Raw genomic sequence first — 7607 nt, 5'->3', positions numbered from 1 at the left:
GGAGGAGTTGTTCGATTTATATTTCTGATATGTTTTTTGGGAATTATTTCTGGAGTATCGCTTGCAGATAGTTCTTCTATAGTAAGTGAGAACGGGCATCAGTCAGTTATTGCAGATTTCAGGGCTGGAGCTTTATCGGGTGCTGCACCAGTGGCCGTTCAATTCACTGATATCAGCCTCGGATCTCCTGATGAATGGTACTGGGATTTTGGTGACGGCACGCATGATACCGGGCAGAATCCCCTTCATATCTATACAAGTCCTGGCATCTACTCTGTCTCGCTCAGTGTAACGGGCCCTGCAGGTTCTGACATGAAGACCAGACTTGGGTACGTAAAAGTGTCAGAAGCACAGGTATCTACCCGTTCCAAGGAACCGGTCCAGACGATAAGCCCTAAAATGTTGTCATTCCCAACTTCTACTCCCACTAATACTCCAACTGAACTTTTGACCCCGTTGCCAACAGAATCTCCGGTTTCAACTCCTATTCCTACTTCAACGTCAGATATCGGGACGTCAGAAACTCATCTTCTTGAGCTGTTAACTCCTGGGATCCTCGCTGACTTTACACCGTCAGTAAATGGTGGACTTGCCCCACTTGCTGTTCGGTTTACTGATAATTCTTCGGGGAACCCTACTAGTTGGTCCTGGGATTTCGGTGATGGGACATCATCAGACCTTGCCTCACCTGAGCATGTATATACACTCCCAGGAAAATACAAAGTTCGATTGACTGTTAAAGGGAATCAGGGTTCAAATACAACGGAAAGTAAGGAACCGATAGAGGTTGCAGTTATGCCTGAAGCGTCAGTGAAAGCTCAGCCTAAAACCGGTTCTGCACCACTGATGGTCGCATTCACTGATAATTCTACAGGAAGGATCAATTCATGGCTCTGGACGTTTGGTGATGGAACCAGTTCTGATGAACAGAATCCCGTTCATACATATAACCGGGCCGGGGTATATGATGTCTCCCTCACGATATCTGGTCCAGATGGTGGTGCAAATGCTGCGATACCAGCAATGGTCACGGTCACTGACCTTATTGAGCCACCAGTGGCTATCATATCCACAGACACAACTGTCGGGGCTGCTCCTCTTCTGGTCAGGTTTACTGACACTTCTACCGGTGATGTGACTACAAGAACATGGGATTTCGGTGATGGGGGCAGCGGGGCAGAGTCTGATATAACTCACACATTCACAAAGGCAGGGACGTACACGACCAGACTTACCATCAAGGGACCTGCTGGAGAGAGCCATACTGAAAAGGTCATCGTTGTGAATGAACCACTATCAGTTCCGAAAGCAGGATTCTCTACTGATATCGTATCAGGAGATGCCCCTCTGACAGTCTCTTTCATGGATATGTCATCTGGCAGCATCTCATCCTACAACTGGATTTTTGGCGACAGTGGTAGTTCTCATGAAACAAACCCGATTCATACGTATTCCTCTCCTGGTTCGTATCAGGCGGTCCTAACAGTAAGTGGTCCTGGTGGTTCAAGCCACTCAGAAAAAGGAATTATTGTAAGTGAACCTGCTGTGGCTCCGGTTTCTTCGTTCACTCCTGATATAAGTGAAGGAATCGCTCCATTGAGTGTTTCGTTTATTGACATGTCTACTGGCAATATCAGTTCCTGGAACTGGTCATTTGGTGATGGCAGCAGTTCGGCTGACAAGAACCCGGTGCACACATATTCTGCTGCCGGTTCATATCAGGCGGTCTTAACGGTAAGTGGTCCTGGTGGTTCAAGCCATTCTGAGAAAGGGATCATTGTGAGTGAACCTACTGTGGCTCCGGTTTCTTCGTTCAATCCTGATATAAGTGAAGGAATCGCTCCATTGAGTGTTTCGTTTACTGATGTATCTACGGGGAATATTAGTTCCTGGAACTGGTCATTTGGTGATGGCAGCAGTTCATCTGAAAAGAACCCGACTCATACATATTCTTCTTCTGGTTCGTATCAGACGGTCTTAACGGTAAGTGGTCCTGGTGGTTCAAGCCACTCAGAAAAAGGTATTATTGTACATGAACCTGCCGTGTCCCCGGTATCATCGTTCACTCCTGATGTGAGTGAAGGAATCGCTCCATTGAGCGTTTCGTTTACTGACATGTCTACTGGCAATATCAGTTCCTGGAACTGGTCATTTGGTGATGGCAGCAGTTCGTCTGACAAAAACCCGGTACACACATATTCTGCTGCCGGTTCGTATCATGCAGTCTTAACGGTAAGTGGTCCTGGTGGTTCAAGCCATTCTGAGAAAGGGATTATTGTGAGTGAACCCATAACTCCGCTCCCAACCTCGCTCATAACTCCTGCCCCTGTTGTAAGTAGTACCCCATCGGTTATTTCAGAACCGCAGAAACTTCTTGTTACACCGGCTCCGGCTGTAAAGAAAAAACCGGTTGCAAAGTTCAGTACAGCAAATAATGAAGGTTCTGCCCCATTAACAGTAAGATTCCGTGATACCTCTGTTGGGGAAATATCTTCGTGGAAATGGGACTTTGGCGACGGAACTGGAATTTCAGATCAGAATCCCTCACATACATATACTAAACCAGGAAATTATGCAGCCTCTCTGACAATTACCACTCCGGAGGGTTCTCAGAAATCTGACATCTCTATGATATTGGTAACTTCATCGACTTCAATGCCGAAAGCTGTCATTACTGCAGATCCGAAGTATGGTACTGCACCACTCACCATATCGTTCATAGATGCTTCCACTGGAGCTGTTTCCACACGTAACTGGAATTTTGGTGATGGCACCACATCATCTGATTTGAATCCTGTTCATACATACCAGAATCCTGGCGTCTACACTACATCATTAATCGTAAAAGGGCCGGCAGGAGAGAGTAGAACTGATGAGCAGATCGTTGTCAGCCTCAAACCAGAACCAACCCCATCTTTAGCAGTTGAATCACCAACTTCTGCCCTCATTATCCCGCACTCCGATAATGAAGTGCCTGAAACTCAGCCTGTTCAACTGAGTACTATCACTCCCAAGATTACCGAACTCCCGGTTATTCCTGAAATCATTCCAACAAAAATCCAGGAAAAACCTGAACCAGTTTCCGAGTCTCATGGTATCCTTATTACCACTGACAGGACAGTTGGCTCTGCTCCTTTGACTGTATCGTTTACCAGTAATTCAGCAATGAAAGCAGATCGATATGAATGGCTCTTTGGTGATGGGTCCAGTTCAGAAGAAGAGCATCCTACTCATACGTATGATAAACCAGGAACATATGATCTCACACTCCTCCTTGATGGTCCGGATGGTCAGGGAAGGAAAGTCCTTCCTGCATACATTACAGTAACTGAACCTGTATCCACGAGGTCTGAACAACCTACTATATCAGCACCACTTTTACAGCCGATTCCCACGCAGAATATTCCTCCAGGGCCAACTGCAGCCATATCTGTAGATACCATAAATGGAACTGCTCCATTGAAAGTTTCATTCCAGGCAGTTCCGAGTGGAAAAATTGATGGATATGCCTGGGATTTTGGTGATGGTGGAACATCATACGAACAAAATCCGATGTATACCTATGGTACAGCAGGAAATTACTCAGTGAAACTTGTGGTAGCCGGAGAGAATGGTTCAGATGAGATACGTCTGAAAAGCACCATCACCGTCCTTGAAGGTATAAAGACTCCTGTCTGTGGTTTTACTGCAACACCTGTTAGTGGATATGCACCTCTGAATGTATCATTCTCTGATACATCATCAGGTTCCATAAACCAGTATGAGTGGAGTCTGGGAGATGGCACAAGTTCATCAGATAAGAATCCGTCACATTTGTATTCCGAGCCTGGTGTATACACTGTAGGATTGCAGGTATCTGGGCAGGCTGGCAATGCAGCTGAGATCAAGAAAGATCTGATCACGGTCGATAATGTTCCCGCAGCACCTGTCGCCAGGTTCAAGTCTGATAAACGGAGCGGAACGGCCCCACTTGAGATACATTTCCAGGATCTTTCATCAGGAGTTGTTTCCGAATGGAACTGGGATCTTGGTGATGGTACTATTAGTGAAGAAAAAGATCCTGTTATGACCTATACTCGGGCTGGTGTCTATGCTGTAACAGAGACTGTAACCGGTCCGGGAGGAAAGGATGTAGCAGTACGGAGAGGGTACATTACCGTATCTGAACCTCAAATTCCTCCAACAGCGATTATTTATGCAGAACCTGTGGGGGGCTCAGCACCACTGACAGTAAAGTTCCTTGATATGTCTACCGGCCTTGTTACCGGATGGAACTGGGATCTCGGTGATGGATCCATATCTACAAACAAAAACCCTACCCACATCTATCAGTCTGAAGGAACCTATTCTGTGAATTTGCATGTCTCCGGACCTGATGGGGAGAACAGTACAACGACGGTGATCCGGGTCTCTCCACATGAAAAAGCCAGTGAAAAACTTGAAATGAAAAACCAGACTGTGGATTCGCCATTAATTCCGCCTGTTTCTTCAGGTACGGTTACGAATGAGTCTTTTTCAAATGTGACCATGGAAGATCCAGATCTTCCGACATCAGGGAGTGAAAAGCCGGTTGCAGCTTTCTCTCTCTCTGGAAGGAGCGGGAAGAGTCCGCTTACCATATCCTTCCATGATCGGTCAAGTGGTCAGATCACAGGATGGCAATGGGTCTTTGGTGATGGAGATACTTCAGATCTCAAAGAGCCGACTCACACTTATGAGCAGCCTGGTGTTTACACTGTTGCTCTGTCAGTGACTGGTCCGGATGGAACATCACAGAAACGGATTCGTGAAGCAGTCCAGGTAATTTAAGTCAAAATATTTCCTGGCAGGGGAAACGAACAGGAAGATTAGTTCCTGTTCAAATCCATTCTTTTCTTCTGAAATAAAGGAGCATTGTAGCGCTTACCATCGACATCACCAATAGGACTGCGGGGTATCCATATGGACTTGTGAGTTCAGGCATGTACTCAAAATTCATTCCATATACACCGGCAATGAATGTGAGCGGAATAAAAATATTGGCGATGATGGTGAGCACTTTCATGATTTCATTGGTGTTGTTTGAGATCTTTGAAAGGTAGATCTCCATAAGGCCTTCTGCCATTTCCCGGTATACATCAACATCTTCTGCAATTTTTATTGTATGATCATAAACATCGCGAAGATAGAGGTGTGTCGTATTTTTGATAAGAAGTGAATCTGTTCTCTCAAGTCTGGTTATCAGTTCACGAAGTGACCATATTTTTCTTCTAAACCAGATCAGGTCACGCCTGAAATCCTGCACATGATTGATCGTCTCTTTACCTGGATTATTTACAATCTCATCTTCAAGGTCCTCAACCCGCTCTTCAAGATCTTCCAGAACAAAAAAATACCCGTCAACTATTGTATCAATGATGGTATATGCCAGATAGTCAATTCCGTTTGTCCTAAAACGACTGGTAGATCGTTTTATCCTGTTTTCGATGTTTGGAAACATCCCGGTTGAGTTACTACAGGTGATCAGGATGTTGTTTGTTAAAATCAGGCTGACCTGCTCTTCATGCATTTCATCCTCTGACCTCTGAAAATGCGTCATAACGATGAAGAGGTACTCATCAAACTCTTCGATCTTGGCTCGTGTCCTGGTGTTGAGAATATCTTCAGTCACCAGCGGATGTATGGAGAAAGAATTCAATACTTGTTCGATGAGGGCTGCGTCACGAAGCCCGGTTATAGAGATCCAAGCATTACTTCCTTTCGGAATGCGAGTATTTAGTTCTTCTGGAGATACCTGTTCAAACCCTGAAATATTCTGATCTGAATACACAAGCAGATGAATTGTTGTTTCTTTCGGTGCCTCATCGCCGATATATATCGGCGTTCCGGGTGGCATGCCGGTTTTACGCGAAATATTCTGCTCAAATTGCATAATTTCAGGAGCCCTGTGGGGAGGTTGCCTTCCTGACTAAAAAAGTGTTGTTATTCTGACTGGCGTTTTCGCTTGTCAGGGAAGAGTTCGTCAAAACTCTGTTCATCCGGTTCAATAACCTTGATACCCTTGAACCTGCCAGTTTTCATGCCTATGTAATAGATGATCATCGGAACAAGTACTGCAGGTATCGAGAGGTAGAGAGAACCTCTAAGATCCTCGTTGAAAGCAAGAATAACAAGTGCGAATATTTCAAGGATAATTCCTATGAAGAGTGGCATCCATGGCGAGAGTGGGGATGGACTTTCAATTTCTGCTTTTGTGTATCCTCGCTGGTATACTCTCCGCCTGAAAGATATCTGAGCCCAACAGATTGATATCCAGCAGATTGCACCGGTGAATGCAGAGACCGAGAGAAGCCATACATACAGTTCGTTTTCACCGTTTGAGAACCACCATAACCCAAGCACTGCCCAGCAGATAAGCAGGGTAAAGAGAGTGGCATACATCGGGGTGCATTGTTTGTTAAGTTTTGCAAAGGTTTTTGGCGCCATTCCTTCAAGTGAAAGGCCGTAGAGTGCACGAACTGCTCCGTAAAACCCTGAGTTGGCACAGGAAAATGCAGCAGTCAGCACGATAAATGACAGGATTCCTGCGACCTCCGTAAATCCGTACTTGGCAAGTGCCATAGAAAAGACACTGTCCTGAAGATTTGCTTCAGAGTAGGGAAGGATCATGACCAGAAGGAGAATTGGTATGATATCTACACGGAGAATACGGTAGACAACATTTTTGCATGCCCGAGGAACCACTTTCTTAGGATTCTGTGTTTCAGAAGCTGCAAGACCAACGATCTCAGAGCCCTGGAAGTTGACCAGAATAAGGGCCATGTTGGCAAGAAGGATCATAAATCCTGCGGGAAATATTGCATCTGTCCAGGTAAAGCCCGGAGGAAAGAGGACACTAAATCCTACTGCGGTTCCTGTACCGGCAAGACCAATGACAATGAGGGCTGCAACGATACAAAACGCCACATTATGTATGATCTTTATGAGGGCAAGGGTACTCTCAACAAATCCAAACCCGCCAACATGTATCAGGTTTAAAATTGTTATCAGAATTAAAAACGCAATCGCCCAGATAATTACCGGGATCCCATCAAAGAAGACATGCATAATGATCCCGCCTGCCACCGCTTCAGATGGGATATACGCACACCAGTTAAACCAATAACTCCATCCGGTTCCAACTGCCCAGGTGGGTGAGATGAATTCTGCAGAATAACTAATAAAATTTCCATGACGGGGAACGTTTACCAGCAGTTCGGCAAATGACTGCATCACTGTGTAAATAACTAACCCACCAATAAAATAGAGAAAAATAACACTGGGCCCCATCTGGCTGATGAGATATCCTGAACCAAGGTAATAACTGGAACCAATGATACCCCCGATCGCAATAAGACTTGCCATCCAGGGTCTTATCCCTCGGTTCAGCCCCACTCTCCTGCCTGCAGGAGGTACTGGATTTTCTATAGTAGTATGTGCACAATCGCACTGACCTTCACAAGAGTGTGAATTCTCACCACTATGCGAAGGCACTACCATCTCTCCATTGATAATTTCTCGTGATATTACATAGATTTAGCAAAAATCCTTTCATAATCGTCCTCGTATATCCTCTCGGAGTGTAATTA

General features: G+C 45.3%; 3 protein-coding genes. 1 reads left to right on the top strand and 2 read right to left on the bottom strand.

The genetic code is table 11. The features are described 5' to 3' along the window. Nucleotides 1-36: 36 nt before the first annotated feature. Nucleotides 37-4809: a PKD domain-containing protein gene (locus VN429_RS06700; RefSeq protein ID WP_325631240.1), complete on the top strand. Its 4773-nt coding sequence runs from the start codon at nucleotides 37-39 to the stop codon at nucleotides 4807-4809. A gap of 49 nt (nucleotides 4810-4858) precedes the next feature. On the opposite strand, the gene corA is transcribed toward VN429_RS06700, so the two are convergent. Together corA and VN429_RS06690 are read right to left on the bottom strand one after the other, a co-directional pair. Continuing rightward, on the bottom strand, nucleotides 4859-5911 hold the full coding sequence (gene corA, locus VN429_RS06695; protein ID WP_325631237.1) for a magnesium/cobalt transporter CorA: 1053 nt from the start codon (nucleotides 5909-5911) through the stop codon (nucleotides 4859-4861). Between the two features lie 50 nt (nucleotides 5912-5961). Beyond that, complete coding sequence (locus VN429_RS06690; RefSeq protein ID WP_325631234.1) at nucleotides 5962-7383, bottom strand: amino acid permease; 1422 nt, start codon at nucleotides 7381-7383, stop codon at nucleotides 5962-5964. Nucleotides 7384-7607 lie beyond the last annotated feature (224 nt).

The organism is Methanospirillum sp., assembly GCF_035560735.1.
Classification (GTDB): domain Archaea; phylum Halobacteriota; class Methanomicrobia; order Methanomicrobiales; family Methanospirillaceae; genus Methanospirillum.
This window is presented reverse-complemented; position numbering and strand designations above follow the sequence as displayed.